Consider the following 25,734-nt stretch of genomic DNA (forward strand, 5'->3'; position numbering starts at 1 on the left):
CCGTGGGCCAGGCACATCGAGGTCGGCGCGGACATCGCCCTCGTCAACCGGTTCGGCTCGGACGACGCCGCGGGCCAGCCGACGGGGATTCGCCTGAAGCCCGCGGTCGGCGTCGGGGCCCACGCGCGCTGGGAGATCTTCGACTACCTGCGCTTCTCCGCCTTCTTCGTGCACGCCGAGCACGAGCTCGCGCTCCAGGCGGGCGCGCTCGCGCAGCCCGGCCCGATCACGGCAGAGCCACGCGAGGACGGCGCGCCCGCGGTGCGCACCCTCGCGCTCGGCGCGCGCCTCGCGCCCACGCTTCCGCTCGGCGAGCGCGCCCGCTCGTGGCTGTCGGTCGGCGTCGGCTACGACAGGTTCGACTTCGACCGCATGCGGGTCTCCGACCCCGGGGGTGAGTTCACGGTCCGCGAGCGCGGCGCGTCGTACGTCGAGATCCCGCTGGGGCTCGGGGTGTCGTTCGACATCATCCGCCGCTGGCTCACGATCGAGCTGGAGACCTCGGGCGCCTTCCTGCTCGGCCGGGGCGGCGACGCCACCCGGGAAGGCCAGGCCATCGACGCCCAGGGGCGGCGGCGCAACGTCGGCGCGCTGCCGCAGGCCCGAGGTTCGTTCGTCCAGACGCTCGGCCTCTCCCTCGTGCTGTGATCGCCGCGTCGTGCGGCGAGCTCAGCTGAGGGCCAGCATGCGATCGATCGGGACGCGCGCGCGCTCGCGCAGCTCGGGAGCCATCTCGAGGCGCGGGGCGAGATCGCGCAGCGCGAGATAGACCTTCTCGAGCGTGTTGAGCCGCATGAAGGGGCACTCGTTGCAAGCGCAGTTGCCCTCCGGCGGCCCCTCGATGAACTCCTTGTGCGGCGACGCCTTGCGCATCTGGTGCACGATGCCGCTCTCCGTCGCGACGATGTACTTCAGGGCGTCGTCCGCGGTCGTGTACTTGAGCAGCGCGGTCGTCGAGCCGATGTAGTCGGACATCCGCAGGATCGGCTCCTCGCACTCCGGGTGCGCGATGAGCTTCGCGTCCGGGTGGCGCTCGCGCAGCGCGACGATCTTGCGCAGGCTGAAGGTCTCGTGAACGACGCAGCTGCCCTGCCACAGGCGCATCGGGCGGCCCGTCCGCTCGACGAGCCAGCGCCCGAGGTTCTTGTCGGGCGCGAAGAGGATCTCCTGCCCCTCCGGGATCGCGCGGACGATCTTCTCCGCGTTCGATGACGTGCAGATGTAGTCGCTCTCGGCCTTCACCTCGGCGGAGCAGTTGATGTACGAGATCGCGGCCGCGCCGGGGTACCGGGCGCGCCAGGCGCGGAAGCGGTCGACGGGGCAGCCGTCGGCGAGCGAGCAGCCCGCCGCGAGGTCGGGGACCACGACGATGCGCTCGGGGTTCAGGATCTTCGCCGTCTCGGCCATGAAATGCACGCCGGCGAACAGGATGACGTCCGCGGTCGTCTTCTTCGCCTGCTGGGCGAGCTGCAGCGAGTCGCCGAGGAAGTCTGCGAGATCCTGGATGTCGCCGTCCTGGTAGTAGTGGGCCAGGAGGACGGCGTTCCTCTCCCGCTTCAGGCGGCTGATCTCGTCGTGCAGATCCAGGCGCGGATCGATGGCGGCAGGCTGGGGCGCGGCGCTCGTCATGGCTAGCTAAGGTAGGCACCGCGCGGCGCGCTGGCCAGGGCCCCCGAGCCGCGCGGCGAACTCGGGCGCGCTCCAGCCACGCCCACGCAGCCGGTGCGGCATTCGCCGGCGCTCCAGCCGCGCAGCGCGCTCCAGCCGCGCTGCCCGCCGCGTCTCCCTCGTTGACAACGGCCGGCACCGGTTCACGATCGAGGCCCGCGGTGGGCCTGGGGCGGAGCTCTCGTCGTGGGCGGCCACCCATGTCCTTCCTGATCCCCGTCGCCCTGCTCGCCCTCGTCGTACCGCTCGTCGTGGCGCTCCTGCGCGCGAATGAGCTATTTTGCGTGCGCGTCGAGGGGCGCAACGTCCGGCTGCTCCGGGGCCGGATGCCGCAGCGGCTGCTCGACGACATCACGGACGTCCTCCGCGCAGCGCCGGTCGGGCGGGGCGCGGTGCGGGTCGTGGTCGAGGACCGGCGCGCCCGGGTCCACGTGGAAGGGGATATCTCTCCCGAGCAGGCTCAGCAGCTGAGGAACACCGTCTCCATGTGGCCGGTTCCGAAGATCCGCGCGGCCCCGAAGCGCCGCGCGGGCGCATGACCCCGCCGCCGACATTTCCACCCTAGCGAGTCAGTCCCGCATGGCCGACGACAAACCCCGAGACAATCCGCCGACCTCCAAGCTGGGGCGCCTCGCGCGCCTCGCCGGCCTCGCGCCCCGCACGATCCCGTTCGCCATCGAGGGCGCGAAGCGCGTCCTCGGCGCGACCCGGACCGAGGAGGAGGAGGCCGAAGCGCGGCGGAGGATGGCCCAGGAGGTCAAGAAGACCGCCGAGGCGATGCTGAAGACGCTCGGCGAGATGAAGGGCCTGCCGCTCAAGTTCGGCCAGATGGCGAGCTACATCGACGGGCTCGCGCCGCCGGGATACGAGGAGAAGTTCCAGGCCACGCTGAAGAAGCTGCTCGACAAGGCGCCGCCCCTGTCGCCGGAGGCCGCGGAGCAGATGATCCACGAGGAGCTCGGCACCCCGCCCGAGCACGTGTTCGCGGCCTGGGAGCGCGAGCCGTTCGCGGCGGCGAGCATCGGACAGGTGCACCGGGCCACGACGAGGTCGGGGGAGCGGGTCGCGGTGAAGGTGCAGTACCCCGGCATGGACAGGGCCATCGAGAACGACCTGAAGAGCGTCTCGATGCTCGAGGCGATGATGGCGCCCCTCGCCAAGAAGCTGAACGCCCGGCAGACCGTCGACGAGCTCCGCAAGGTCTTCCTGTCCGAGCTCGACTATGCGCGCGAGGCCGAGATGGCGGACCTGTTCCGCCGCATGAACGCCGGGGACGAGGACGTCTCTATCCCGCGCATCCACCACAGCCTCACCACGAGGCGCGTCCTCACGCTCGAGCTCGTCGACGGCATGAGCTACGCCGAGTTCTGCGAGCGCGGCAGCCAGGAGGCGAAGAACCGCGCGGGCCTCTCCATCTGGCGCTTCACCTTCCGCTCGATGCTCCGGTACGGCTGGCTCTACGCCGACCCGCACCCGGGCAACTACCGCTTCCACGAGGATGGCCGCGTCACGATCCTCGATTTCGGCTGCGTGAAGCAGCTCCCGCCCGACCTCGTGGCGGGCATGAAGCGCTACATGCGCGCCGCCATGGACGCGGACTGGAAGGAGTTCGACCGGGCGTGCGTGGAGGTGCTCGGCTACGACCCGGCCGACGAGAGCTGGGATCTCTACCGGAGCTACACGATGGAGCTCATGGTCCCGCTGTGCACGCACGGGACCTGGAAGTGCTCCCCGGAGAAGGCGCGCGAGACGGTGGCGTACCTGACCCGCGGTATCCGGGGGCTCGCCCTCAAGGAGGGGGAGAAGATGCCCACCATCCCCCACGTGCCGAAGATGCCGCAGGACTTCACGTTCGTGAATCGCCTGCAGTGGGGGCTCGCGTCCGTGCTGGCGGGGCTCCGGACCGAGGCGGCGTTCCGGCGGACCATCGATCCCTGGGTGCGCGACGGGGTGCACCCCGTCCCCGATTGAGCGCGGATCGCTGGTAGGCTCGTCGGCGCGGAGAGGCGCGCCGAGGTCGCTTCCGCCGCGGCTCTCACCTTGACCTCGATCCCGCACGCTGTGACATTCGATCGGGGCATGGACGACGAGAGGGCGGCCTGCGAAAGGCGCGTAGGAACGACCCTGCGGGGCAAATGGACGATCGATCGCCTCGTCGGGATCGGCGGGATGGCCGCCGTCTATGCCGTGACCCACAAGATCGGGCGGCGCGATGCGATCAAGATCCTCCACCCCGAGGTGGCGCGCTCGAAGGACCTGCGCGCCCGGTTCGAGCGCGAGGCGCAGGCCGTCAATCGGTTCCAGCACCCCGGCGTGGTCGAGATCCGCGACATCGATGTGACCGAGGACGGCGCGCCGTTCCTCGTGATGGAGCTCCTCGACGGCGAGTCGCTCGCCGACCGGCTCCAGCGGCTCGGCAGCATCGAACCGGGCGAGATGCTGCGGCTCATGGACGAGCTGCTCGACGTGCTCGGCGCCGCGCACGGGCAGGGGATCATCCACCGCGACATCAAGCTCGACAACCTCTTCGTCGAGAAGACCGGGCGCCTCAAGGTGCTCGACTTCGGCATCGCGCGCATGCGCGACGGCGTGAAGACGGCGATGCGGACCCGCACGGGCGCGACGCTCGGGACGGTGTCGTACATGGCCCCGGAGCAGGTGCGCGGCATCTCGGTCGACCACAGGGCGGACCTCTTCGCCGTCGGCGCGACCATGTTCCGGGTGATCGCGAAGCGGCGCATCCACGAGGCGCGCACGGAGTCCGAGCTGCTCGTGAAGATGGCGACCATGGCGGCGCCGCCGCTCGCGAGCGTCGCGCCGGACACGCCGCACGGGCTGTGCCTCGTCGTGGACAGGGCGCTCGCGTTCGATCGCGACCGGCGCTACCCGGACGCCCGCACGATGCAGGCCGACGTGCGCGCGCTCCTGCATGGAGCGGCGCCGCCGCACGCGTCGGCGCGCCTCGCGGCGGGCGACGTGCCGTCGGCGGGCGCGCCGCCGCTCTCCCCGATGCTCCTGTCGGCGGCCGCCTCGGCGGACGCGCAGGCCGAGCCTCCGCCGCGGCCCGCGGCCCCGTCGGGCGCGAGGTGGAACGAGATGGGCTCGGCGCCCGCGATCGGGTCGGAGCTCGGCCCAGGCAACAGCGGGGCGTCCTCGTGGGAGGCCGCCACGATGGCGGCGCCCGGAGCTCCGCGCGGGAGCGCCATGGATGCTGCCCAGGCGCACGGAGGCCACCCCGGCATGGCGCAGGCCGTCCCCGGCGCTCCGAATGGACCGCCGTCGGCCCTGCACAACACCGGCGCCGGCCACGCCGGAGCGCACGGCGCGCCCCCATCTTGGCAGGGCGCCAGCGCGCCCCACAGCGCCCCCGTCTCGCTCCACAACACAGGCTCCGGCCTGCACAACACCGGTCCGGCCTACGGCCCGCCTGCCCCGGCGCACGGCGCCAGCGCGCCCCACGGCCCGCCTGCCCCGGCGCACGGCGCCAGCGCGCCCCACGGCCCGCCTGCCCCGGCGCACGGCGCCAGCGCGCCCCACAGCGCCCCCGTCTCGCTCCACAACACAGGCTCCGGCCTGCACAACGCCGGCCCGGCCTACGGCGCGCTCGCCCCGGCGCACGGCGCCAGCGCGCCCCACGGCCCGCCCGCCTCGCTCCACAACACAGGCTCCGGCCTGCACAACGCCGGCCCGGCCTACGGCGCGCCTGCCCCGCGGCACAGCGCCGGCGTACCGCACGGCGCGCCCGCCTCGCTCCACAACACCGGCTCGTCGCTGCACACCACCGGCTCGGCCTACGGCGCGCCCGCGCCGCCGCACAGCGCCAGCGCGCCCTACGGCGAGCAGCCGGCCGCCGCGTGGGCGCCGCGCCACGCTCAGCCGAGGCTGCCGCCGAAGCTCGTGATCCCGCTCGCGCTCGGCGGCGTGGCGCTCATGATCGTGAGCGTGCTCGCGGTCTGGATGGCGCTCCGCGACGAACCCCAGAGCGACGCGGTCCAGCACGATCTGCTGCCGGCCCAGAGCGCGAGCGCCGGGCCGACCCAGCTCTCCCCGTCCTCGGAGAGCACCGACGAATCGCGGAGCAACGTGAACGAGCCAGGATCGCGGAGCAACGTGAACGAGCCAGGATCGCGGAGCAACGTGAACGAGCCAGAGACGATGCGCCCGGAAGCGCCGAACGCTCCGGCGAGCGCGCCGCCCGCGAGCACGTTCATCATCGACTTGACCAAGAAGAAGCAGCGGACGAGAAAATCACGCCAGGACTGAAGCCAGATCGCCGAACATGGAGCTCCGCCCCCTCATGGTGACGAGGACAACCCCGCGCGCTCGATCGATGCTCGTCGGGTCTGCGCTGGCGCTCACGCTCTCGGGAGCGTGCTCGGACCCGGTGCCGATCGGCCCACGTCCCGACGCCGGCGGCGACGGTGGAGGCGGCAGCGGAGGCGCGCCGCCGCTCTGCAGCTCCGGCGACGTGCAACCCTGCTATCCCGGCCCGGCAGACACCGAGGGTGTCGGCGTGTGCGCGGCGGGCGTGCGGAGGTGCCAGCCAGACGGCCAGAGCTTCGGCGAGTGCGAAGGCGCCGTGGTCCCGAGGCCCGAGGACTGCGGCACCACCGTGGACGACGACTGCGACGGCGCGACGAACGAGCCCGACGCGGGGTGCGTGTGTACCCCGGGCCAGATCAAGACTTGTTACAGCGGCCCCGAGGGGACGAGCGGCGTGGGGCTCTGCGCGGTGGGGCTGCAGATGTGCGATCTCTCGGGCACGTCGTGGCGGCCGTGCGGCGGCCAGGTCACCCCGCAACGAGAGACGTGCACGGACGACACCGACGAGGACTGCGACGGCTTCGCCTGCAGCACGCCGCTCTGGGCCGCCCTCTACGGTGATCAGAACACCCAGAGCGCGACCAGCGTCGGCGTCGACGCGCTGGGAAACATCTATATCGGCGGCACCTTCTCGGGGACCATCAACCTGACCGGCAAGGAGGCGGGCGCCCTCGTCAGCATCGGCACCTCCGACGTGTACGTCGCGAGCTTCGACCCCTCCGGACAGCACCGCTGGAGCGTGAGGTTCGGCGGCAACGGCGCCGAGACGCTCAACGGGCTCGCGGTGACGCCTGAAGGCAACCTCGTGCTCGGCGGGACGTTCTACGGCTCGTTCACGTTCGGCGGCACGACGCTGAGCAGCGTCAACGCGCTCGACACCTTCGTGGTCACGATGACCGGAGAGAAGGGCGAGCAAGGCTGGGCACGCCAGCTCGGCGACGCGGCCGATCAGACGCTGCGCTCGATCGCGGTGGACCCCGCCGGAAACATCGCGATCGCCGGCTACTTCAGCGGAAAGCTGCTCTGCTCGTCGTCGCCCGTCCCAGCCTGCGCCGAGAGCGCAGGCGGCACCGACATCTTCGTGCGGAAGTACGATCCGCTCGGCGCCGTCCTGTGGACGAGGATCTACGGAGACGACAAGAACCAGTTCGCCACCGGCGCCGCCGTCGGCAACGACGGCAGCGTGCTCGTCACGGGCCGGTACAACGGCACCCTGACCGTCGGCCCCCGGCAGGTGAAGAACACCGGGCTCGGGCCGAACCTGTTCGTCCTGAAGCTCGACAGCAGCGGGAACGGCGTCTGGCTCTCGGACTATGGAGACACGGCGTCGCAGGCGGGCACCGGGATCGCCGTCGCTCCCTCGGGCGCGGTGCTCGTGACCGGGACGTACATGGGCGCGCTCAACTTCGGAGCGGCCGGTACGCTCCCCGCCAACGATGTGCAGACGGCGTTCGTGGCGTCGCTCGCCCCCGACGGCGTGCCCGTGTGGGCGCGGTGGTTCGCCGGAGACGGCACCCAGGAGAGCACGTCGATCGTCGCGGACGCGGAGAACGGCGTGGTGGTGACCGGCTCGGTCCAGGGCGTGGTCGACCTCGGCGGCGGGCCGCTGCCCGGCGGCGGCGGCTTCGACGCCTTCGTGGCGAAGCTCGACGCCGATGGCAACCACCTCTGGGGGAAGGTGCTCGGCGCCGCCGGCAACCAGAAGTCGAACGCGGCGGCCATCGCGCCGAGCACGGGGGTCATCGCGCTCTGCGGCACCGCCGAGGGGAAGATCGACTTCGGCCTCGGCGAGCACGGGGCGAACGGGACCGACGCGTTCGTCGTGCTCCTGTCGCCGTAGACCGGAGCCGCGGCCCCGGTCACGGGGCGCCGCGAGCGCCCGCAGGGACGAGGTCGACGCGGCCGAGCTCCTCGTTGGTCGCCGCGATGGCGGCGCGGATCGGCTCGCCGACGCCGTAGCGACGGCTCGCGCCGACCAGCGCCTGGGCGGCGGCGTCGATCCGATACGGGCCGCCCGGCAGCGCCTCCAGCGCGATCGTGCCCGTCGCGCCGGACTCGACCATCTGGACGACGAGGCCGAACGGCTTGATGGATACGATGTAGCCCTCGATCTCCTCGCCGACGCGGGAGGCGAAGAGGCGCGCCACGAGCATGCGGTGCCGCTCCGTCTCGGCCTTGGCGGCGCTGCGCGCGCGCGCGTTCAGGTGGTGGGCGAGCGACGCGAGCGCCTCGCAGTCGACGCGCTGGTCGCGGCGGCCCTGGAGATAGCGCTTGACCACGCGGTGCACCGCGAGGTCGGCGTAGCGGCGGATCGGGGACGTGAAGTGCAGGTACAGCGGGGCGCCCAGGCCGAAATGCAGGCCTCCGGCGCCCGTGTACCGGGCAGGGCCGAGCGCCTTGCCGAGCACGGTGCGGATGGCCGGCGCGAGCTCGGAGCCCCTGTACTGCGCCTCGAACGCCGCGAGGCCGAGGGGGCTCAGGCGCGCGCCGAAGCCGGCCTCGACGCCGAAGTTGTGCGCGAACTGCTCGAGCGCGCGGACGCGCTCCTCGGTCGGCTCGTCATGGACACGAAAGACGCAGGGGAGCCCGCGCGCCACGAGCCAGCTGGCCACCGCCTCGTTCGCCGCCACCATCAGCCGCTCGATGAGGCGGTGCGCGCCCGTGTCGGAGCGCGGCGAGACGGCGGTCGGCTCGCGCGTCTCGGCGTCCAGCGTCACGTACGCCTCCTCGCGATCGAGCTCGACGCCGCCGCGCGCCGCGCGGACCGTCGACAGCCGCGCGGCCGCGGTGCGGAGCCAGCGCACGACCGGCCGGGCCGCCTCGGGGATGCCGGCGGAGCGGCCTGTCGTCAGGAACTCCTCGACGGCGTCGTACGAGAGGCGGGCGTGCGAGCGGATCACGCTCTCGTGCAGGTCGATCGACGTGATGCCCCCCTCGGGGTCGATGCGCAGCTCGACCGTGACCGCGAGCCGATCGACCCCCGGGAGCAGGCTCGCCGCCTCGCTGGAGATGGCGTCGGGGAGCATCGGGATGACGCGGCCAGCCAGGTAGACGCTCGTGCCTCGGGCGCGGGCCTCGAGATCGAGCGGCGAGCCCTCGGGGACGAACGCGTCCACGTCGGCGATCGAGACGAGGACGCGGAGCGCCCCGTCGGGCCCGGCGGGCAGCACGGCGACGGCGTCGTCGATGTCCGTGGTGACGGGCGCGTCGATCGTGACGGTGATGACGTCGCGCAGGTCGCGGCGGCCGCGCGCGAGCTCGCGCTCGACCGACACCGCGGCGACCGCCGCGCGCGACGCCTCGAGGACCTCGCCCGAGAACACGGCGCGCACGCCGTTGCGGGCGAGGCACCGCTCGATGCCGAGGTCGGCGCCCGACGCGACGACGCGCGCCGGGACGACCGCCGCGCCCTCGATGGTGGCGACCACCGCGGCGCCCTCGGGGAGGTCGTCGGCGCTGCCCGGCTTGAACGGCCAGTCCGTGTTGGAGACGAGGCGATCGACCCGGAGGTGCGGCCGCTTCGCGTGCGATACGACCGTCCCGAAGAGCTCGGAGCGATCGCGCTGGACGAGGGCGAGCTGCGACGCGCTGAAGCGGCCCGGCTCCGCCTCGACGACCACCGCATCGACGACGTCGCCGTCAAGGAACGGGTTCAGATCGGGCGGCGCGATGAAGGCGGTCGCCGAGCCGAGGGCAGCCCAGCCCGGCCTGCCCGGCCCCCCCGCCTTCTCCGGAGAGGCCTCGATGTTCAGGAACCCGAAGCCACGGGGGTTGACCGAGATGCGTCCACGAACGGGTGCGTGCATAGGCGCGGAAGGTACGCCAGATCCCGGCACGTTCGAGCACAAGCTGCCCGTTGAGCTCGCATCAACGCCAGAGAATTACTGCAACACGGTAAGCAACACGGTAAGCAACACGGTAAACAGAGCAGCGCGTGACGTCGCGGCATCGCGCGCTGCATGCCGAGATGCGCTCGGGGGGCCCGGGGTGCCTCGCGCTGCGCTGCGCTGCGATGACGTGCGGGCGGCATCGCGGTTCCACGTGCGCGGGACCCCGTGCATGGGCGGGACGCCACGGCAAAAGTGCCTCCCTGGACGGTTCGCGGCGCCGGATCGCTTATACTCGACACATCGTGGAAGACTCAGGGGACATCATCGAACTAGCGCGTGTGATGCCTCGGGACCGCTTCGTCCGCCAGGTGACGAACCTGCTCCTCGTGGTGTCCGAGGCTGGTCCGGACAACCAGCAGATCGCATTCCGGACGGTCGCCGCATCGCCGGCGGCGCACCGGAAACCGCCGCCTCCGCCCGGCCCAGCGAGCGAGGTGTTCCAGCTCGTCAAGGCGAAGGGCAATCCCTATCTCGACCAGATCTCGGTGGGCCGCACGCGCAATTGCGACGTGGTGCTGCGCCACCCCTCGGTGTCCAAGCTGCACGCGCACTTCCGGCGGAATGAGCAGGGGCAGCTCGTGCTCATCGACAACGGCTCGCAGAACGGGACCCGCGTGAACGGCAAGCTGCTCTCCGAAAGCGAGCCGCAGGAGGTCTCGGTGGGCGACGTGATCCAGTTCGGCCGGCTCACGACGTCGCTGCTCGATGCAGCGGCCCTCTTCGACCTCGTGCGCGAGCAGGCGCGCGTCGCGAGGGACCAGGCGAACCGGTGAGCGCCGCGCGCGGCGGCGCTCAGAACCGGTATCCCGCGGAGACGTTCGGAAAGAACATCGTGAACGTGCCGTGGGCGAGCTCCTCGAACACGACCTTCTTGCCCGGCGCGCAGTCGACCGTGGGGTGCGCCTCGTCGCACTCGGCCCCGACCACGTAGGTGTTGCCCGTCTCGAGCGGCGGGCCGTCGACGAGGAAGAAGCCGACGCCGAGGCCCGCGCTGACGCTGAGGCGCCCGAGCTTCAGCCGGAGCCTCAGCTCGGGCATCGCGAACGGGGCGGCGGCGCGGACGGCCCTGCCCGCGTTCTGCACGGCCACGCTGACGGTCCTCTCCGCGTCGGACGCCGTGCCGGTCACCTCGTCGCTCATCTCGGCCAGCACCACGCCGAGCCCGAGCGCGCCGCCGACGTCGAGCCATGACGACAGCCCGTAATGATAGCTGCCGCCGACGATCACCGTCACGCCGGCCATGCCGATGTCGTCGTGAAAGCTGTAGCGGATGGGGAGCCTCTCGTCGCCCCCGCGCGGCGCGGCGTACGTCGCGTCGAGCGAGCGATCGAGCGTCGTGTGGAGGCTCAGGTACCCGGCCGTGAGCTCGATGGCGGCGCCGATCGGGAACTCGTAGCTGCCGCGCACGCCGGCCAGAACGCCGGACGGGCGCGAGATGCCCGAGCAGCTGTAGCTGCCGCAGCTCCGCTCGGCGTCGCTCTCGAGCGACGAGGCGAAGGCATAGCCGCCGGTCGCCTCCAGCCGGAAGACGCCGACCCTCCGACCCCAGCGCGGGTGCGCGTCGTCGATGGCGAGCGGCAGGACGATGTCGCCCCTCGTCGTCTTGTCGACGGTCGCGCGCAGCGTGCGCGAGAAATAGCCCGGCTCGTGCGCCTCGAAGGTGTGGCGCCCGAGCGGCAGCGCCCCGCGCCACTGCCCCTTGCCGACCGGGACGCTGTTGATGGTCAGATCCGCGCTCAGCGGCTGGGCGACGACGCGGACCTCCTCGCCGAGCGGCCCCGCCTCGACCGTGGCGACGGCGAGCTGCCCCGCGATGACGTTCGCCTCGCGGGGCGCAGAGCCGAAATTGCCCTTGCGCACCGAGTAGAAATGCGGACCAGGCGCGAGCGCGCCCTCCCACGGCAGCTGGCCGATCAGCGCGCCGTCGATGGTGAGATCGGCGCCGATGAGCCGCTCGTCCTCGACCTTCAGCCGGCCCGTGCTGGCGAGCGGATCGAGCTTCGCGTCCACCGACCTGGTCTCGGCGACCCCGACGGTCACGATCCGCTCGAACGTGTGCCAGCCGTCCTTGACCACACGGAGCGTGTGATCCCCGGGGAGCAGCCGGATCGGGCCGGCGAGGGGGAGCCGGCCGCGCTGTTTCCCGTCGATGAGCACCAGGCCATCGACGTTCGACGAGACGACGACGCTGCCGATCCGCGCTCGCAGCGTGGCGATCGCGGACGCGACGCTCCGGCGCTCCGGCTCGCCGAGCTCCGCGCGGAGCTCCGTGAGCAGCGCCTCGTAGAGCTCGAGCGCCTCGTCGTAACGCCCGAGCTGATCGAGGCAGAACGCGGCGTTGAGGGTGTTGGGCACCGACGCGACGACCTGACGCGACCTCAGGTAGAGCTCGAGCGCGCGCTGGAAGTCGCCGATCTTGCGCAGCTCGTTCCCTTCCTGAAAGAGCGCCTTGGCCCGGGCGAGCGCCTCGTCCGTCGACGCGGGCGACGCGGGCGACGCGGCAGGCGGCTCGGGTGGCGCGCCCGGGACAGCCGCCGCCGGCGGGGGCTGCGCGCGGGCCGGAGGCGCAGGCGCCGCGCTCGCCACGGCGAGCGCGCAGGCCGCAAAGCAGCGCCGCAGGGCGCGACGGGCGCGCGGCATCGGTCTCACCACCGGTCGACCGGCACCACCGCGGTCGGCGCCGACGGAGCCGCAGGCGCCCCCGTGGCGGAGGGCGTGGCAGGCTCGGCCATGGGAAGAGCGCCGCGCGGGGCGCGGCTCTTCCTGTCACGGCGCGGGGCAGGCTCGGAGGCCGCGACCGACGCAGAGGCCGGCGCGGGCGGCTGGAGATCGATGCGATCAGGGCGGATCGTGCCGTCGCTCAGCATGAACACCGTCTCCTTCGTGGTCGCGCCGCCGCGGGTCACCTCGATCTCGAACGTGTCGCCGGCCTTGCCCGTCAGGTCGAGCCGGCCGTCGCTCACCGGACGCGCCGCGCCGTTGACCCGCGCCGCCGCCTCCTTCGGGAGCGTCACGACGGCGGTGAAGGACGCAGGCGCGACGGGCAGCGCGGGCTCGCTCGGCGCGGCGGGCGACGCGAGCGGCTCGTTGCCCGTCGAGGCGCGCAGCGCGAGACCGCCGCCGATCGCGGCCAGGGCGACCACCGTGACCGCCGCCCCGACGAAGCGCCGCCGTGCCGCGCCGGAAGGCTCCTTCACCGCGGTGAAGGAGCTGCCGCCGATGGATCGCTCCTCCCCCTCGGCCGATCGCGAGAGCCTGGACTCGCGCAGCGCGGAGATCGGGGTGGCGCCGGCGCGCCGCTCGGGGTCGATGCCCCGCAGCTGATCCAGCGTGACGACGCCGGTGCCCTCCGCGTGCGGCTCGAGCGCGGCGATGAGCTCCTCCATGCTCTGCCAGCGCTCCGCAGGATCCCGCAGGAGGCCGCGGTGCACGACGGCCGCGAGCGCCGGGGAGACCCACGGCGCGGCCCCGGAGAGCGGCGGTACGCGCTCGGTGCAGATCGCGAGCAGGAGCTCGGCGAGCGAGGCGTTGGGATCCCAGGGGCAGCTCCCGCAGAGCGCCTGGTAGAGCGAGACCGAGAGGCTCCAGATGTCGGAGCGGTGATCGACGTCCTTCGCCATCTTCGCCTGCTCGGGCGACATGTAGATGGGCGACCCGAGCACGCCGCCGGCGCGCGTGAGCTCGTGCGAGACGCCATCCCCCGTGCGCTTCGCGATGCCGAAATCGCACACCTTGACCACGATCCTGCGATCGCTCGACGACGGCGGGCGGATGGAGCCGGACGGGCGCCGCCCCGAAGGCGGCGGGCGGACCGAGCCGGACGAGCGCCGAACCGACGGCGGCCCCGCCGCGAGCGAGCCGCGCTGGGTGGACGGCGGCGCCGAAGCGAGCGAGCCGCGCCGGGTGGACGGCGGCGCCGAAGCGAGCGGGCCGCGCCGGGTGGACGGCGGCGCCATCGAGGTCGACGGCCTCTGGGCCGTGCCCTCGAACGGCGCGTGCAGGAAGAGGTTCGCCGGCTTGATGTCGCGGTGCACGATCCCCTCGGCGTGTGCCGCCGCGAGCCCGCGCGCCGCCTGGATGAACACGCGCACGACGGGCTCCGGCTCCAGCGGCCCGCGCATCCTGAGGAGCTTGGCGAGGTCGACGCCGTGCAGGAGCTCCATGATGATGAACGGCGTCGCGAGCGTGAGATCCGTGCCTAGCTCGAACGTCTTGACCACGTGCGGGCTCTGGATCGCGGTCACCGCACGCGCCTCGCGGATGAAGCGGCGCACGGCGTGGTCGTCCTGCCCGACGGCGCTCTTGAAGATGACCTTGGCCGCCACCCGCCGCCCTTCAGGCGACTCCGCCTCGTAGACGGCGCCCATCCCGCCGCGCCCGATCAGCCGGCGCACCGCGTACCGGCCGCCGAGCTCGCGGCCGACCAGCGGATCGGTCTCGGCGCCGGCGCGCTCGGCGATGGCCTCGCGCAACTCGGGATCGAGCGGCCTCAGCATGTCGATGGTGACGCGCTCCTCGCTGTGCGACGCGGCGCGCAGCGCCTCGGCGAACGCCTCGATCGACGGATAGCGCCGGTCCACGTCGCTGTGCAGCGCGAGCGAGAGCGCGGTCGCGAGGCGCGCCTCGATCCACGGGGCGCGATCCTGGATCGACGGGAACCGCGAAAGGGACGACGCCGGCGCGTCCGCCGCCGTGTCCGCGGGGCCGAGCTCGGCCGTGTCCGCCGTGACGTCGAGCTCGGCCCACGGCGAGACGCCGCAGAGCATCTCGTAGAGCGTCGCCGCCAGGCCGAACACGTCACCCCGCACGTCCGCGGTGCGGTCCCGCGGCCCCGACTCGTCGCGCAGAGGACCCGTGCTCCTCGCCGCCTTGCCAGGGGCGGAGGTGGCCGTGTCGCAGCCCTTCGAGAGCCCGAAGCCAAAGACGCGGACGAGGATCTCTCCGCTCGGGAGGTGCTCCAGGAAGATGCGCGGCGGCCGCACGTCGCGGTAGACGAGGCCCGCGGCGTGCACCGCCGAGAGCCCCGCAGCGGCCTGGAGCGCGATCCGCACGGCGACCTCGGGCCCGAGCGGCCCCGTCTCGGCGAGCAGGGCGGCGACGTCGGTCCCGTCGAGCAGCGGCATCACGAGGTAGGCGAGATCGCGCTCGAGGTCGTGGCCGGCATCGACGATCGGGACGACATGCGCGTTGTCGAGCTTCGCGGTGACGCTCGCCTCGCGGGTGAGCCGTGACAGCGTGTCCTCGGTGACGACCTCGGGCCGCAAGACCTTGAGCGCGACGCGGCGACCCGAGGGGCCCCGGGCCTCGAACACGACACCGAAGCCCTGCGCGGAGAGGACGCGGACGATCCGATATCCGCCGGTGAGCGCGCCCCCCACGAGCGCCGTCGGATCCGCCAGAGGTGCTGTCCGGCCCATGTCCTCAAGCATACGACGGCCCATCGCGCCCCACAAAGCATGAGTGTCACGCGACCTCGGAGGCGCGCTGCGCGCGGGCGCCGCACCGACGCGGAGCGCCGGCCACGCACCTACAACGACGCCACGCCCGCCGCACCGCGGCGCCCCCGCCAAATGTAGGCGCGACAACCGCAGATAACGCGGTGAACAGACCGTCGTATACGCAAGAACACGCGGGGATACGCGGGGACACGCAAGAGTACGGGGGGATACGCATGGATACGCATGAATACGCGAGGACACGCAGTAAGCCCTTTGAATCATGGAATATTTGTCTAATTTGTCTTGCCGATATACAGCTCACGAGTTTAGATTCCCAACATCCCATTCACCGCCGCTCGGTCAGGATCTGGGCAGGACTGGTTGATCTCAAGCGCGCACCCCGATGTGCGCCTCCCCCGCCGGGGGACCTGGAGGCACCATGACCCTGCGATCCCTCGGGCGCGCGCTCGCCGCCCTGACGGCCTTTCTCGTCCTCACGCTCGTCCTGGCGCGGCCGGCGCGCGCCAAGGGCTCTTCCGTCGATGAGCGGCTCGCCAAGGTGCTCGCCCGACACGGCTTCACCGGAGAGATCGAGTCGACGCTGGAGTCGCGGCTCGGGCGGAAGCTCGACAAGAAGCTCGCGAAGCTCGGGCGTGACCTCTTCTTCGACAGCGTCCTCGGCCTGAACGACGACAACTCGTGCTCAGGCTGCCACGCGCCGACCGCGGGCTTCGCCGACACGCAGTCGATCGCCATCGGCATCGACAACAACGGCGTCGTCGGGCCGCACCGCACAGGGCCGCGCAACCAGCGCCGCTCGCCCACCATCATCAACACGGCCTTCTACCCCACGCTGATGTGGAACTCGCGGTTCTTCGCCGTGTCCGGCGACCCCTTCGACAACAGCCAGGGGTTCTCGTTCACCGCGCCGGAGGGGATGTCGCTCTCTTCCCTGCCGCACCTGCTCAACGCCCAGGCGTTCATCCCGCCGACCGAGATCACCGAGATGACCGGGTACGAGGCGCCGCAATCGCACGATGTCGTGCGCGAGGAGGTCACGGCGCGCGTGAACGACGTGAAGGCGTACCGGAAGCGGTTCGCCAAGAGCTTCCGGGCGGTGAAGCGAGGGGACGACATCACCTACCAGATGATCGCGGCCGCCATCGCCGAGTTCGAGATGTCGCTCACGTTCGCCGACGCGCCCATCGACAGGTTCGCCCGCGGCCGCCGGCACGCGATGACGCTGGAGCAGAAGCGCGGCGCGCTGCTCTTCTTCGGCGAGGCGGGGTGCGTCAGGTGCCACGCGGTGTCGGGGGAGTCGAACGAGATGTTCAGCGACTTCCAGCAGCACGCGATCGGCGTGCCGCAGATCGCGCCGACCGACGATCCGGCGCACTCGAACGTGGTCTTCGACGGCCCGAACGCCGATGAGGACTTCGGCCTGGAGCAGGTCACGGGGGATCCGGCCGATCGGTACAAGTTCAGGACCTCGCCGCTGCGCAACGTCGCCCTCCAGCCCACGTTCTTCCACAACGGCTCGTTCACGTCGCTGGAAGGCGCCATCCGCCACCACCTCGACGTCTACACGTCGGCCACGGAGTACACGAACAAGCACCTCGATCGCGATCTGCGGGGTGAGATGGGCCCGCTCGCGCCGGTCCTCGCCGCCGTCGACCCGCTGCTGCAGGAGCCGATCGACCTCACGGAGGAGGAGATCAGCTGGCTCTGCGCCTTCGTGGGAGAGGCGCTGCTCGACCCGCGCGCGACGCCGAAGCGGCTCGAGGCGCTCATCCCGGAGGAGCTCCCGAGCGGGCGCGAGGTCCATCGCTTCGAGTAGCCGCGGGCCGGGCGGGCGGCGCTCACGCGGTCGAGCGCCCGCCGGCACCCCGGCTCAGCTGCGGTCCAGGCAGCTGCTCAGCGATTCCTTCTGGATGCTGCACTCCTCGTCGTACTTCGCAGAATCGCAGTGGTCCTCGGCGTGGTTCCGACACTCGAGATACGACTCCCAGGCGTCGTGACAGCCTGCCTCCTCGGCGGCCTCCGTGTCGGCGCTGCACATCGCGAGGCAGCTCTGCTCCGTCATGGCGTCCCCCGGGCACTCCACGGCTTGCTCACAGAGCTCAGGGCAACCCTCCTCGCCGTGCTCGTCGCTGCAGCCCACGGCGACGAGGGCGAGCACCAACATGGTCGTTACCTTCATCGGCCCACCGTATCACGAGCGCGACGCCGCGCGCTGGCGCGGCCCAGGTGGGCGCCAGTGGGCAGCAGCCAGGGCGGCGCGCCGGCTCTCTCCGGCGACCGCTCCCGGGAGGGCGCAGCTCAAGGCAGCAGCCGGGAGAGGAGGCTCCACTTCGCCGAACGACCGGACTTCATGGCGAGGACCGTGGTCACGCCGATCACCCCCGCCGTGAGGGCGATGTTGAGCGGCCCCATGACGCCGAGGAGCCGCTGCAGCGCCGCGGCCTTCGCGGGCGGGCGCGGCGCCGGCGCTTCACCCTCCTTGAGGAGGGGCACCCCGCCGTCGGGCGCCTCTTCGCGCATCTGCTGTCCGCCCAGCATGCTGGCGACGCTCGTGGCGAGCGTCGCGCCCAGGAGGATGTCCTTCAAGCGCACCAGATCGCGGGTCTCACGGTCGATCGATCGCCCCGAGATCACCGTCCGCCCGATGAACCAGGTGGCCGCGGCGGTGCCGAGCGAGATCGCACTGACGAGGTTGTACCGCTGCCATGCGTCAGAGAGCACCTTGCCCCGCTCGGCCTCGGAATGGATGTCCTTGACCGCCTGGCGCAACGCCAGCCGGCCGAAGAGGGGGCCACCGAACCCCGCGGCCAGACCGAGCTCATGCAGCACCCATGCGGACGTCGAGAGTGTAGCCATGTCGTTCCACCTCGCCGCGACGCACAAGCAAGATCGTGCCCAGGGCTTGACTGCGCGCCAGGATCCTGGCCGTCGCAGGCGCGCCGTCTCGGCAGCGCGCCGGCGTCCGCGAGGTCGGGCCCGGCGCGGCCCCGACGAGAACGGCGCTTGCCCGGCGCCAGGTCACGTCGACAGGTACGTCGCGCCGCCGCGCAGCACGGCATTCCCGCGAGCGCCGCTGAACTCTCGTCCGGCGGATGAACCACGCTCGTCGACGAGCGCGGCGGCGGCGGGGCGGAGCACGTCGGCCACGGCCTGCCGCCGCAGCCGGTGGAGCTCGCCTTCGGCGAGGAACCCGTGGGAGGGCGGGAGATCGCCGTCTGCCATGCCCGGAGCTCCGGTGCCCACCTGGTCGAGCGCGCGCGCGAAGGCCGCGGCGACGCGCTCTCGCAGGCGCGCGCCGCCCGTCGTGACGGCCCAGCGGACGAACGCCCAGGCGAGCTCCGCGTGGCGGGCCTCGTCGCGCGCGATCGCCTGGAGCGCCATGCGCACCGCCGGCGGCTCCGCCGCCTGCGCCGCGACCTCCGCCTCGATGGCCGAGAGGGTCTCTCCGACGCAGCCCTCCACGACGGTCGCCAGGGTGATGGCCTCGAGCGAGCCGAGGTCGTCGAGCGCGCCCTGCAGGGGCAGCGGGCCGACGCCCACCGGCTCCCCCGCGTACGCCGAGGCGATCGCGAGCGCGACGCGCGCGTGCCGCACCTCGTCGAGCGCCGCGCGGTGCGCCGCTTCGAGCAGCTGGGGAGGCGCGCCCTGGGCCATCAGCGCGAGCGCGAAGCGGCCGAAGGAGGCGACCGAGGCGTGCTCGTTCTGGCCACGCTCGGCCCAGCGCCGGGCGAGCTCACGGCGCGCCGCGGGCGCGAGCGCGCTCAGGTCGGTGTCGGCGAGCGCGCGCTCGAAGCGCCGCAAGTCGGTCTGCGACCACGCGCTCGGGGCGTGCGCGAGCGGCGCGACGCGGGGCTCGCCCCGGACCAGGAGAGGGCGCCCTTCACAGGAGATGGAACCGACGAGGTAGCAGCAGCTCGCCGGATCCGACGCCGTTCGGTTCGCGTAGGGGCCCTGGATCCACCCGGCCGCGCCCTCGCCCTCGGCGCTGCACGTACACGTCCCCGAGCCGGGCGGCAGGTCGTCGAGGTGCGGCGCAGCCTCGGAGGCCGCAGGGCAGGCGCCGCCGACCGGCGCCGTGCAGTGCACCTCGTAGCAACACTGGCCGTAATAGCCACCGTCATGAAACGGCCCGACGCAGGTCGGATCCGGATAGGGTTCGAGCGGCGCCGAGGCGTCAGGAGGATCGACCTCGCCACCTCCGCCTCCGCCGGCCCCCGATGTCGCGCCTGCCGTCGAGCTCGAGCTGGAGCTGGAGCTGGATGTCGCGCCTTCAGGCGAGCTCGAGCCGGAGCTCACCCCCGACGTCGCGCCTCCAGGCGAGCTCGAGCTGGAGCCGGACTCGATGTGCGTGCCGCAGCCCGACACCAGCGCAAGGCTCGCGCCCCACTGGGATGCGACCAGGATTCGAAGCAGGAAGTTTCGCATGGACGGCGACAAGCAAGGCATGTACCGGGCGAACACACGTGTCTCTGGGCGCCGGGAGAGCACCGCCGTGCCAGCATGTGCCATCGCCCTGTCCCCTCCACGCGGCCTCGGCCCCTGCTGCCGGTGGACCTTCCATCCGGCCGCGGCCCTGGATACCGGGTCTCGATGTCACCAACCCACCCGGACCGCCGGGCAGATCTGGAGCGGCGCGAGGGTGCGCCCGTCCCGAGGAGGCCTCATGCGGATCGTTCTCGATAGCTCCGTCGCCATCGCCTCGATGAAGCCCGCAGAGCCCGGGCACGCGGACGCGCTCGCCTTTCTCGAGCGCGCCCGCGCCGCCGTGGCCTCGGGCGCGGCGCGCGTGCTCGCGCCGCCCGAGCTATGGCTGGAGGTGTACGTCGCCGAGCAACGGCTCGCGGTGTCGCGGCGGGCCGCGCCCGCGGCAACGAGCCCGCTGGGAGGCCTCGCGATCGAGCTGGTCGCGCCCGTGGACGCCGGCGCCATCACGGAGTTCCTCGACCAGCTGACGAGGCGCATGCGCGGCCGCAGGCCCTTCGCCAACGCGACCGACCTCGTGTATCTGTGGGCCGCCCGCCGCGCGAATGCCACCGTGGTGACGCTCGACGAAGGGCTCCTCAAGTACCACGGTGTCGTCTGCGATGTGACAAGGCCGCAGCACGTTCGGCTCGAATCCGGATAACGCGTCGCAGCGAGCGGCGAATGCACGTCGCGACAACCGCCGTCCGAGGAACGTCGAAAAACAGCATCTCTGGATGGTCACGGCGCAAGTTTACACTCCGTGCAAATGCACTTGTCGCACCCGGCGAGGGCAGCTATCCCTGAGCGTCGCAGCGGAGCGCGCGGAGCTCGCGAGCCTGGGCTGCGCGGCGAGGCGCATGCGAAGTACATCGCTTATTTCACCGGTCCTCCCGGTGAGCTTGGCCCTTTTGACCACCCTGGCTGCGCCGCAGGCCCACGCCCGCCGCGCCGGGCTTGCGGTGGAGGGGTGCAACGGCTGCCACACCGGCGGCGCGGAGCCAGATATCACCATCGACTATAGCCCCAAGAACCCGGCGGCCGGCGAGACGGTGACTCTGCAGGTGCAGATCCGGTCTGCCAACATCAACGCCGGGGGCATCTATCTCCTCACCGAGACAGGTCGGCTCTCCCCCATCAACGGTCAAGGCACCAAGCTCATCGACGAGCACCAGCTCGTCCACGACGCGCCGAAGCGGGCGAGCGGCGGGGCCGTCCGCTTCGACGCGCAGTGGATCGCGCCGGGCGCGCCGGGCGGGGTCGTCGTCCAGGTGTGGGCCCTCGCGGCCAACGGCGACAACGGCCCGCGCGGAGACGGCGCTTCGTCCGCCGACACCGCGTTTGCCTACGGATGCACCGGGACGACGTATTACCTCGATCGCGACGCCGACGGCTACGGCGACTCCAGCGTGCCCAGGGTCGATTGCACCCGGCCGGCCGATCACGCCGAGCGCGGCGGCGATTGCGACGACTACAGCGTCAACATCCATCCCGATCAGGAAGAAGCCTGCAACGAGATCGACGACGACTGCGATGGAGAGGTCGACGAGGAGCTCGAGGTCACCACGCAGTATGAAGACGCCGACGGCGACGGCTATGGCTCGTTCTTCGGCGCGACGGTCACGGCGAAGTGCCCCCCCGAGGGGTACGCGCCGAGCTCCAACGACTGCAACGACAGGTCCCCCGACGTCCACCCGGACGCGACCGAGACATGCAATCTCGCCGACGACGACTGCGATGGCCGCATCGACGAGGGCGTGCGCGAGGTGTGCGGCGTCGGGATGTGCGCGCGGGAAGCGACCGCATGCGCCCCCGGGTCATGCACGCCCGGCGAACCGAGCGCCGAGGTGTGCAACGCGCTCGACGACGACTGCGACGGCGAGGTCGACGAGGACCCAGGCCTCTGCGCGCCCGGCGAGGGCTGCCCGAGCGGCACGTGCAGCAGCGGGACCGGCGCCGGCACGGCCGTGAGCGCTGGCAGCGCCGGCAGCGCGGGAAGCGCGGGAAGCGCCGGCGGCGGCGTTGCCTCCGCGGGCTCCGCGGGCGGCGGCGCGCCGGACGAGGGAGGAGCGGACAGCGGCGGTTGCGCCATCGACGCCGGCGACCCCCGCGGCGGGTCTCCGTGGCGGCTGCTGACGCTCGCCTCGCCGTTCGCCCTCCTCGCGTTGCGGCGGCTGCGGAAGAGTGGCACCCTACGGTAAGCCTTCCTTCCGAGCCTGAGGTCAACACGCATGCTCTACCGCCGCTTCGGTCGCACCGAGCTCAAGATGCCTGTCCTTTCGTGCGGAGGGATGCGGTACCAGCAATCCTGGAACGACAAGGACCCCATCTCGCCCGCGAGCCAGCGCAACCTCGAGGCGTGCATCGAGCGGGCGCTCGAGCTTGGCATCTATCATATCGAGACCGCGCGAGGGTACGGCACGAGCGAGGAGCAGCTCGGGAAGATCCTGCCGACGCTGCCGCGCGAGCGGCTCATCGTCCAGACGAAGGTCAGCCCCGAGGCGGATCCAGCGAAGTTCCTTGCGACGTTCGAGCGGTCGATGAAGCTCCTCCGCCTCGATCACGTCGACCTGTTCGCCCTCCACGGCGTCAACGACGAGACGCGCCTCTCGTGGTCGCTGCGCAAAGGTGGCTGCCTGGACGCTGCGCTCGAGCTGAAGCGGCAAGGCCGCGTGCGCGCGGTGGGGTTCTCGACGCACGCGGCGCCGCGCGTGATCACCGCCATGGTGCAGGACGGCCGCTGCGATTACGTCAACCTGCACTGGTACTACGTGAATCAGCTCGCCTGGCCGGCCATCCAGGCTGCGGCCGAGCAGGACATGGGGGTCTTCATCATCAGCCCCACCGACAAGGGGGGCAAGCTGTACGAGCCGAGCGACAAGCTCGTGCGGCTCTGCGACCCGCTCTCGCCGATCGTGTTCAACGATCTGTTCTGCCTCGCTCGCCCCGAGGTCCACACGATCAGCGTCGGGGCGGCGCGCCCGTCCGACTTCGACGAGCACATGAAGGCCTTGCCGCTGCTCGACGGCGAGGGCGCCGCGCAGGCCGCGCTGGCGCCGATCCTGCGCAGGCTCGACGAAGAGCTCGAGCGGGTGCTCGGCCGCGCGTGGCTCGACACATGGCACGTCGGCCTCCCCGACTGGGAAGCCGTCCCCGGGCACGTCAACATCCGCGAGATCCTGCGGCTGTACAACTTCGCCCGCGCGCTCGACATGACGGCCTACGGCAAGATGCGGTACAACCTCCTCGGCAGCGGCGACCACTGGTTCCCTGGGAACCGGGCCGATCGCGTGCGGGAGCTCGACCTCGCGCAGGCCCTCGCGGGCGCGCCGCAGCGGCACCGCATCCCCGAGGTGCTGGCGGAAGCGCACGCGCTGCTCGCAGGGCAAGAGGTGAGGCGCCTCGGCAAACACTGAGTCTGGGCCTCGCGCCGGCCCGGCGAGCGGCGCCTCGGCGGGTGAGCCGGGCGCGCGCCGCTGTCGGTCACGGAGGCGCGCCGACTTCCAGGCGAGCTCCTCGCCAGCCCCACAGGGCCACCAGCATGCCGAGGTGCGCGGCCGCGTAGAGGGCGAGCATCGCCCGCAATGTCAGCGAGGCGTCGAGGAGCAGCGGAAGCCCGACGCCTGCCCAGCCGATCACGAGGAGCCCCGAGATCGTCAGCGGCCCGCGCGTCCACGGCTCGCCTCGCTGCAGCCCGCGGGCGGCGAGCACATCGAGCGCGCCCGCGGTCCACTGGGCGAGGCTGATGAAGGCGAGATGAGCAGCCCGATCCGCGTGCGGAATAACGCCCTTCTTCGCGACGCCAGCAAGGACGCAGGCCGCGTGCGCGGTGCCGCCCAGGAGCAGCACGATGCCCGTCACGAGGGCGAAAGACGCCAGCGCGGGACGTGGAGACATGCCGCCCAGGATACCCGAGGAGCGAGCATCCGCGTTGCAAAAGCGGAGACGGCCGACAGCGCACGGTTCTTGCCGCCTCCTGCCCTTGTTCGACATCCTGCCCTCGTGGGTCAGGGACAGTCGTTCCAAGGAGGTCTCTCATGCGCATTCACGGTACAGGGACGATGGCGCTCCTCTGCGCGCTCGCGTTCGCCGCAGCGGCAGGCTGCAATTCGGGCGGAGGGGATAGCGGAAGCGGCGGAGCGAACGCGGGCAGCGGCGGCGCGGGCGCGGGCAGCGGCGGCGCGGGCGCGGGCAGCGGCGGAGCGAGCTCCGGCACCGGCGGCGCGGGGGATGGCAGCGGCGGAGCGGGCGCCGGCGCCGGCGGCACGGGGGATGGCGGCGGCGGCGCAGGCGCTGGCACCGGCGGCGGGACGGAGGAGCTGAGATGGTATCTCACGTGCGGCGATCCGGTATGCAGCGGGCACCGGCCCCGCGACGGGGTGAAGCCATGCACCGACGAGAAGGAGGGGGAGCCGTGCGCCGCACCGGACGCGACATGCGATCCCGCGAACGACTGCAACGCGCAGCTGCTCTGCACGAGCGACGATCCGAGGCAGCGGCCGGAGGGTTGCCCCAGATCCCGCGCCCGGTACAAGCACGATATCCGGTACCTGCAGGAGACCGAGCTCGCGCGCGTGCGCGACGAGCTCGTCGCCACGCCGCTCGCGACCTGGCGTTATAACCACGAGGGCGGGCACGGCCGCGAGCGTCTCGGGTTCATCATCGACGACAATCCGGCGAGCCCGGCGGTCGCGAGCGACGGCGACCACGTCGACCTGTACGGGTACACGAGCATGGCCGTGGCAGCGATCCAGATGCAGCAGAAGCAGATCGCCGCCCTCGAGCGTGAGCTCGCGGCGCTCCGCAAGGAGCTCGACTCGGCGCGGCAGGCGGCGCGCCCGCCGGCGTCCAGGGCGGCCGGCCGAGCCACACGATAGAACAGCCGCAGGCGTCGAGCGCCGGCGTCACTCGTCTTCGAAGGCGTGCCGCCGGAGCTCCGCGTCGATCCGCACCACCGACCGGGCATGCGCGCGGCGCGCATCGGCAAACAGGGCCGGGTGAGCGCAGGCCGCGAGGATCTCGAGCGACTCCACGATGCGGGGACCGGGGCGATTGAAGAAGGCGTTGCCGTCAGCAATGTACACGCGGCCTTGCGCCACGGACCGATACGTCGCCCAGGGCAGCACACGGGGGAGGAGATCGAGCTCATCGAGCGTGCGCTCGAGGGTGAAGCCGCACGGCTTGATCATCACCACGTCGGGATCGAGCGCGGCGAGCGCGGCCGGCGAGAGCGTGGGCGCGTGCTCGCCGGGTCGCGTCACGAGGGGTTCCCCGCCCGCGAGGGTGATGAGCTCCGGCATCCATGTGCCGCCGATCATGACAGGTTCGATCCACTCGACCGCGAGCACGCGCGGCCTGCCCGGCGCCGCGGCCGCGCGCGCGGCGACGGCGGCGACGCGCGCGCGCAGCCGCTCGACGAGCGCCTCGCCGCCTGCCGGGCGGCCGATCCCCTCGGCGACGCGGCGAATGTCGGCCCAGATGTCGTCGAGCCGCGTCGGGCGCAGGTTGATGATGCGCACGTCCTGCCGCGCAAGGCGGGCGACGGCCGCGCGGACGTCATCGAACGAGACCGCGCAGACGTCGCAGAGGTCCTGCGTCACGATCACGTCCGGCCGCGCCTCCCGGAGGGCGTCCAGATCGATGTCGTAGACCGCGAGCGCGTCCCGGAGGACGTCGCGGACCGCGGCGTCGATCTCCCGGCTGGAGCGCGCCGGCCTGAGCCGCGGGCGCGTGAGCACCGGGAGGCCGGTCAGCCCCTCGGGAAAGTCGCACTCGTGAGAGACACCGACGAGCTCGCTCTGCGCGCCCAGCGCGCAGACGATCTCGGTCGCGGACGGCAGCAGGGAGGCGATGCGCATGCGCGGTATTCTATCTCCTGGCGATCCCCGCGGGGGGGCGGTGCGCACGATGCTCGTGGTGGGCACAATGCTCGT

General features: G+C 72.2%; 20 protein-coding genes (1 of these 20 running past the window's edge). 11 read left to right on the plus strand and 9 right to left on the minus strand.

Features of this window, described 5'->3' with window-relative positions:
- Nucleotides 1–648: the 3' portion of a hypothetical protein gene (locus tag WMF12_RS38735; protein WP_437853283.1), read on the plus strand. It extends 186 nt beyond the left edge of the window; 648 of the gene's 834 nt are visible here — the last part of the coding sequence; the start codon falls outside the window, past its left edge; it ends in the stop codon at nucleotides 646–648.
- 21 nt (nucleotides 649–669) lie between these two features.
- Here WMF12_RS38735 and nadA read toward each other — a convergent pair whose 3' ends face one another.
- On the minus strand, nucleotides 670–1,629 hold the full coding sequence (gene nadA / locus WMF12_RS38740; protein ID WP_012240033.1) for a quinolinate synthase NadA: 960 nt from the start codon (nucleotides 1,627–1,629) through the stop codon (nucleotides 670–672).
- Nucleotides 1,630–1,868: 239 nt separating this feature from the next.
- Here nadA and WMF12_RS38745 point away from each other — a divergent pair, with 239 nt between their 5' ends.
- From WMF12_RS38745 to WMF12_RS38760, 4 genes are all read left to right on the plus strand, one after another.
- Nucleotides 1,869–2,207: a DUF3634 family protein gene (locus WMF12_RS38745; protein ID WP_044966758.1), complete on the plus strand. Its 339-nt coding sequence runs from the start codon at nucleotides 1,869–1,871 to the stop codon at nucleotides 2,205–2,207.
- A gap of 40 nt (nucleotides 2,208–2,247) precedes the next feature.
- Entirely contained in the window at nucleotides 2,248–3,639 is a 1,392-nt protein-coding gene (locus tag WMF12_RS38750) for an ABC1 kinase family protein (RefSeq protein ID WP_437853285.1), read from the plus strand.
- Nucleotides 3,640–3,747: 108 nt separating this feature from the next.
- Nucleotides 3,748–5,931 carry a protein kinase domain-containing protein gene (locus WMF12_RS38755; protein ID WP_437853286.1) on the plus strand — a complete coding sequence of 728 codons (2,184 nt, stop codon included), beginning with the start codon at nucleotides 3,748–3,750 and terminating at the stop codon, nucleotides 5,929–5,931.
- 16 nt (nucleotides 5,932–5,947) lie between these two features.
- Nucleotides 5,948–7,831, plus strand: a complete 1,884-nt coding sequence (locus tag WMF12_RS38760; RefSeq protein ID WP_437853288.1) for a hypothetical protein — start codon at nucleotides 5,948–5,950, stop codon at nucleotides 7,829–7,831.
- A 19-nt stretch (nucleotides 7,832–7,850) separates the two neighbouring features.
- Here WMF12_RS38760 and WMF12_RS38765 read toward each other — a convergent pair whose 3' ends face one another.
- Nucleotides 7,851–9,797, minus strand: a complete 1,947-nt coding sequence (locus WMF12_RS38765) for a ribonuclease R family protein (protein WP_437853290.1) — start codon at nucleotides 9,795–9,797, stop codon at nucleotides 7,851–7,853.
- 326 nt (nucleotides 9,798–10,123) lie between these two features.
- Between WMF12_RS38765 and WMF12_RS38770 the strand changes: the two genes are divergently transcribed.
- Entirely contained in the window at nucleotides 10,124–10,654 is a 531-nt protein-coding gene (locus WMF12_RS38770; RefSeq protein WP_437853292.1) for an FHA domain-containing protein, read from the plus strand.
- Nucleotides 10,655–10,673: 19 nt separating this feature from the next.
- On the opposite strand, the gene WMF12_RS38775 is transcribed toward WMF12_RS38770, so the two are convergent.
- Together WMF12_RS38775 and WMF12_RS38780 are read right to left on the minus strand one after the other, a co-directional pair.
- A complete protein-coding gene (locus WMF12_RS38775) occupies nucleotides 10,674–12,521 on the minus strand; it encodes a PEGA domain-containing protein (RefSeq protein ID WP_437853294.1) in 1,848 nt (615 codons plus the stop codon).
- A 5-nt stretch (nucleotides 12,522–12,526) separates the two neighbouring features.
- Complete coding sequence (locus WMF12_RS38780) at nucleotides 12,527–15,298, minus strand: protein kinase domain-containing protein (protein WP_437853296.1); 2,772 nt, start codon at nucleotides 15,296–15,298, stop codon at nucleotides 12,527–12,529.
- A gap of 460 nt (nucleotides 15,299–15,758) precedes the next feature.
- Here WMF12_RS38780 and WMF12_RS38785 point away from each other — a divergent pair, with 460 nt between their 5' ends.
- On the plus strand, nucleotides 15,759–17,156 hold the full coding sequence (locus WMF12_RS38785) for a cytochrome-c peroxidase (protein WP_437853298.1): 1,398 nt from the start codon (nucleotides 15,759–15,761) through the stop codon (nucleotides 17,154–17,156).
- A 54-nt stretch (nucleotides 17,157–17,210) separates the two neighbouring features.
- Here WMF12_RS38785 and WMF12_RS38790 read toward each other — a convergent pair whose 3' ends face one another.
- From WMF12_RS38790 to WMF12_RS38800, 3 genes are all read right to left on the minus strand, one after another.
- Nucleotides 17,211–17,519 carry a hypothetical protein gene (locus WMF12_RS38790; RefSeq protein ID WP_437853300.1) on the minus strand — a complete coding sequence of 103 codons (309 nt, stop codon included), beginning with the start codon at nucleotides 17,517–17,519 and terminating at the stop codon, nucleotides 17,211–17,213.
- Nucleotides 17,520–17,638: 119 nt separating this feature from the next.
- Nucleotides 17,639–18,196, minus strand: coding sequence for a hypothetical protein (locus WMF12_RS38795; protein WP_437741748.1), 558 nt, complete (start codon nucleotides 18,194–18,196; stop codon nucleotides 17,639–17,641).
- Nucleotides 18,197–18,358: 162 nt separating this feature from the next.
- On the minus strand, nucleotides 18,359–19,765 hold the full coding sequence (locus tag WMF12_RS38800; RefSeq protein ID WP_437853302.1) for a hypothetical protein: 1,407 nt from the start codon (nucleotides 19,763–19,765) through the stop codon (nucleotides 18,359–18,361).
- Nucleotides 19,766–20,003: 238 nt separating this feature from the next.
- On the opposite strand from WMF12_RS38800, the gene WMF12_RS38805 reads away from it, so the two are divergent.
- The 3 genes from WMF12_RS38805 to WMF12_RS38815 all read left to right on the plus strand — a co-directional run bounded on the left by WMF12_RS38805 (nucleotide 20,004) and on the right by WMF12_RS38815 (nucleotide 23,217).
- The gene (locus WMF12_RS38805) at nucleotides 20,004–20,465 is read left to right on the plus strand and encodes a PIN domain-containing protein (protein WP_437853304.1); all 462 of its coding nucleotides are present in this window, start codon (nucleotides 20,004–20,006) and stop codon (nucleotides 20,463–20,465) included.
- A gap of 247 nt (nucleotides 20,466–20,712) precedes the next feature.
- The gene (locus WMF12_RS38810) at nucleotides 20,713–22,002 is read left to right on the plus strand and encodes a putative metal-binding motif-containing protein (protein ID WP_437853306.1); all 1,290 of its coding nucleotides are present in this window, start codon (nucleotides 20,713–20,715) and stop codon (nucleotides 22,000–22,002) included.
- Nucleotides 22,003–22,032: 30 nt separating this feature from the next.
- Entirely contained in the window at nucleotides 22,033–23,217 is a 1,185-nt protein-coding gene (locus WMF12_RS38815) for an aldo/keto reductase (RefSeq protein WP_437853307.1), read from the plus strand.
- Between the two features lie 67 nt (nucleotides 23,218–23,284).
- Here the strand turns inward: WMF12_RS38815 and WMF12_RS38820 are convergent, their stop codons facing one another.
- A complete protein-coding gene (locus WMF12_RS38820) occupies nucleotides 23,285–23,698 on the minus strand; it encodes a hypothetical protein (RefSeq protein WP_437853309.1) in 414 nt (137 codons plus the stop codon).
- A gap of 140 nt (nucleotides 23,699–23,838) precedes the next feature.
- Here WMF12_RS38820 and WMF12_RS38825 point away from each other — a divergent pair, with 140 nt between their 5' ends.
- Nucleotides 23,839–24,678: a hypothetical protein gene (locus tag WMF12_RS38825; RefSeq protein ID WP_437853311.1), complete on the plus strand. Its 840-nt coding sequence runs from the start codon at nucleotides 23,839–23,841 to the stop codon at nucleotides 24,676–24,678.
- A 27-nt stretch (nucleotides 24,679–24,705) separates the two neighbouring features.
- Here the strand turns inward: WMF12_RS38825 and WMF12_RS38830 are convergent, their stop codons facing one another.
- Entirely contained in the window at nucleotides 24,706–25,659 is a 954-nt protein-coding gene (locus WMF12_RS38830) for an ABC transporter substrate-binding protein (protein ID WP_437853313.1), read from the minus strand.
- Nucleotides 25,660–25,734 lie beyond the last annotated feature (75 nt).

Source organism: Sorangium sp. So ce363, from assembly GCF_051520435.1.
In the GTDB taxonomy this organism is placed as follows: Bacteria; Myxococcota_A; Polyangia; order Polyangiales; family Polyangiaceae; genus Sorangium; species Sorangium cellulosum_B.

What these genes read in the sequence shown, in the direction of transcription:
- nadA (WP_012240033.1), bottom strand. Translation starts at nt 1,629, where the DNA reads ATGACGAGCGCCGCGCCCCAGCCTGCCGCCATCGATCCGCGCCTGGAT.
- WMF12_RS38745 (WP_044966758.1), top strand. Translation starts at nt 1,869, where the DNA reads ATGTCCTTCCTGATCCCCGTCGCCCTGCTCGCCCTCGTCGTACCGCTC.
- WMF12_RS38750 (WP_437853285.1), top strand. Translation starts at nt 2,248, where the DNA reads ATGGCCGACGACAAACCCCGAGACAATCCGCCGACCTCCAAGCTGGGG.
- WMF12_RS38755 (WP_437853286.1), top strand. Translation starts at nt 3,748, where the DNA reads ATGGACGACGAGAGGGCGGCCTGCGAAAGGCGCGTAGGAACGACCCTG.
- WMF12_RS38760 (WP_437853288.1), top strand. Translation starts at nt 5,948, where the DNA reads ATGGAGCTCCGCCCCCTCATGGTGACGAGGACAACCCCGCGCGCTCGA.
- WMF12_RS38765 (WP_437853290.1), bottom strand. Translation starts at nt 9,797, where the DNA reads ATGCACGCACCCGTTCGTGGACGCATCTCGGTCAACCCCCGTGGCTTC.
- WMF12_RS38775 (WP_437853294.1), bottom strand. Translation starts at nt 12,521, where the DNA reads ATGCCGCGCGCCCGTCGCGCCCTGCGGCGCTGCTTTGCGGCCTGCGCG.
- WMF12_RS38780 (WP_437853296.1), bottom strand. Translation starts at nt 15,298, where the DNA reads ATGGGCCGGACAGCACCTCTGGCGGATCCGACGGCGCTCGTGGGGGGC.
- WMF12_RS38785 (WP_437853298.1), top strand. Translation starts at nt 15,759, where the DNA reads ATGACCCTGCGATCCCTCGGGCGCGCGCTCGCCGCCCTGACGGCCTTT.
- WMF12_RS38790 (WP_437853300.1), bottom strand. Translation starts at nt 17,519, where the DNA reads ATGAAGGTAACGACCATGTTGGTGCTCGCCCTCGTCGCCGTGGGCTGC.
- WMF12_RS38795 (WP_437741748.1), bottom strand. Translation starts at nt 18,196, where the DNA reads ATGGCTACACTCTCGACGTCCGCATGGGTGCTGCATGAGCTCGGTCTG.
- WMF12_RS38800 (WP_437853302.1), bottom strand. Translation starts at nt 19,765, where the DNA reads ATGCGAAACTTCCTGCTTCGAATCCTGGTCGCATCCCAGTGGGGCGCG.
- WMF12_RS38805 (WP_437853304.1), top strand. Translation starts at nt 20,004, where the DNA reads ATGCGGATCGTTCTCGATAGCTCCGTCGCCATCGCCTCGATGAAGCCC.
- WMF12_RS38815 (WP_437853307.1), top strand. Translation starts at nt 22,033, where the DNA reads ATGCTCTACCGCCGCTTCGGTCGCACCGAGCTCAAGATGCCTGTCCTT.
- WMF12_RS38820 (WP_437853309.1), bottom strand. Translation starts at nt 23,698, where the DNA reads ATGTCTCCACGTCCCGCGCTGGCGTCTTTCGCCCTCGTGACGGGCATC.
- WMF12_RS38825 (WP_437853311.1), top strand. Translation starts at nt 23,839, where the DNA reads ATGCGCATTCACGGTACAGGGACGATGGCGCTCCTCTGCGCGCTCGCG.
- WMF12_RS38830 (WP_437853313.1), bottom strand. Translation starts at nt 25,659, where the DNA reads ATGCGCATCGCCTCCCTGCTGCCGTCCGCGACCGAGATCGTCTGCGCG.